The organism is Croceivirga sp. JEA036 (genome assembly GCF_011882165.1).
Lineage (GTDB): Bacteria > Bacteroidota > Bacteroidia > Flavobacteriales > Flavobacteriaceae > Croceivirga.
The window spans coordinates 1-2,448 of the sequence record NZ_JAATON010000018.1; the positions used below are offsets into that span (position 1 = coordinate 1).

The window sequence follows — 2,448 nt, forward strand, 5'->3', positions numbered from 1 at the left end:
CCGATTACATTCCAGCTCCAACACTCTAGAAGAGCGCATGCGATTCATATAGCCATAAAGGTAAAGTTTGAGCAAATCGGCAGGGTTGTAAGGAGGTCTTCCTTGTGAGGCCAAAGTTTTAAAGCCGAGTTCACTCAAATCTAAAGAATTGACAAAGGCATCAATGGCCCTGACGGTGTTTTGTTGACCGACCATATCATCCAAACAGCTACGGTAAAGGGTAAGTTGCGAGCGGTCTTGTCCTTGTTGATATTCCATACATTAAGTTACGAAATATCACCAAGGTGACAAAGTAAATTGAGGTGATAAAAAGTGGGTTTTGAGACAGTCTGACGGCTCGTATAAGAAAAGTAGGGCAGATGGTATGCGTTTAACTTTCCGTTTAGCCACAAGCCGAATCTTTTGTATTTTGTTTTTATCTTATTTTTTTAAAAGCCAAATCAAAAGATTTGGCGACATTGAAAATATGCTCAAGCCTTTATTTAAGCTCATTTCCGCCCTATTTTTTTTATACATTGTTAGCAACTGCCCTTTTCACTCGAATATTGGTTTGGTTGAATTAGTTTCTTTAATGAAAATCATCGTGTCAAAATTCTTGATTAATGGAAGATAATAAATATCCTCTTCCGACTCTTTTGAATATCCAATTAGCCTTGTAGGACCCATTATTTTGTCTGTGGTTAATTCATTTTTTAAATCGGACATATTTATAATAAACGATTTGCCAATTTCAGATAATCTATTTTCCCAAAACAAGCTATCAATGGGTTTAAATGATTCGATTTTAAGTTTCTCCTTATAACTGTGGTCTCCGTTTATAAATTTTTCATCCATATACGAATAACTGCCTTTTAAGGTCGTAAGTCCAATTGTGTAATAATCTTTATTGAAATCATTTTTTAAATCTCTGCCCATAATCCCTATTTCATTATCTGTGATAATTTTGTTTGAAATATGTGCATTGTGAGCCCAAACAATAATCTTATTGTCCGAATTTTTAGCCAAAAATGATATTCTGTCTGCCATTATTTCATCTCGACTTTGAAATGGTTTTTGGTTTTTAATGTTTACATAGTTGATATATGTGTTTTTCCCATTGAATAGAATTTCTCTGATTGATTTAGTTAGTTTTTTAGTTGATTCTAAATAATTTTCAATTTCTAAGATATTATTGTAAATAGAATTATTGACTTTGTATTCTTTTTTTAAATTATCAGTTGAACTTTTTGCAATATTGGATTCTAATTCCTGCAAAAGCTTATTCAATATTTTATCATTTATTGGATTAATGTTGTCTTTTAGTAGTTCATAGAAAACCCAATATGAATCGTCACAACCTTTAAACTTAATGTTATATTGGGTTTTATTGTCCTTATACCATTGTAAGAAAGATTTTATTTCTTGGGTTTGATAAATTGAAAATAGGTGTTTTCGCATTAAGCTATCTAATGGCATTTTATCCAAATCTTTGTTCAAGATTTCAATATCATCGTATGGGTTTTCCAAAACAACGAGACTAAACCCTTTTTCTTTAATTAGTCTTTTTGTTATGATTTCTCTAAGTCGATAAAATTCAGATGTTCCGTGTGTGCTTTCGCCTATTGCAACTATCTTTTTGTCTCCGATTTTTTCTATCAAAGGGTCTAAACTATTGCGCAGACTTTCTTCGTTGGAAAAGTCCAATTTTTTAGAGGATTTTGATAAAGCCGATTCTAGTTGGTTAGAATTGTAGTTTTCTAAAGTTAACTTTTTTGTTTCTTTTAATTCCTGAATGTCTTTGCCGTCAATACTCACTTTAAAGTCATCAAACCAAGCGACACCTTTTTTGCCTAAAATTCCGCCTACAAAGATTGTTTTTGCATTAGATGGAAAAGGTAGTTTTATAGAGTATTCTTTCCAATCACTTGTTCCTCTTATTTTTTGATTTTGCATTGATTTAAACGCTAAAGACCTTTTTTTTGAATTTCCGTCAATCCGCATCAAAAGCCCTACAAATCCTTTTACATTCTCGTATTTAATTTTACCAGAAAGTAAAATGGTGTCTCCAATGTAATTTGCTGGTATTCTATAAGTAATGCAGCCAAATTTACCATCTTTATCGGAAACAACTTTCCCAACAGAATTACCCTCGCTAATAATTTCTCCCGTTAAATTTTCGAAATTCCCCCACTTAAACCATCCTGTGGGCATTTTTTGTTCTTCTTGGTTAAAATCGTTAAAGTCTAAATTGTATTTATTTTGACTACTAACAGCTAAAGGTATTAGCATCAGAAGAACTAAAAAGTAAAATGTTTGTTTTATAACTTTCATATCTTACTTGATTTTTGTCTTGTCCTAAAATAGGTTGACCATTTTTTTGAGATTAAATGGTTAAAAATTCCAGTTGTTTTTTATTTTTTCTGTACGATTTGTACGGTTTGTTTTTGTTTAGATGTACATGGTTGGGTG

General features: G+C 31.7%; 2 protein-coding genes. Both read right to left on the reverse strand.

Annotated features, from left to right (window positions below):
- On the reverse strand, positions 1–258 hold a 258-nt coding region (locus tag HCO57_RS16535), incomplete at its 3' end, for a transposase (RefSeq protein WP_167989944.1).
- Positions 259–534: 276 nt separating this feature from the next.
- Positions 535–2,310 carry an erythromycin esterase family protein gene (locus HCO57_RS16540; RefSeq protein WP_167989945.1) on the reverse strand — a complete coding sequence of 592 codons (1,776 nt, stop codon included), beginning with the start codon at positions 2,308–2,310 and terminating at the stop codon, positions 535–537.
- Positions 2,311–2,448 lie beyond the last annotated feature (138 nt).

Excerpts from the sequence above, each read along its gene's own strand:
- HCO57_RS16540 (WP_167989945.1), bottom strand. The coding sequence starts at position 2,310 with ATGAAAGTTATAAAACAAACATTTTACTTTTTAGTTCTTCTGATGCTA.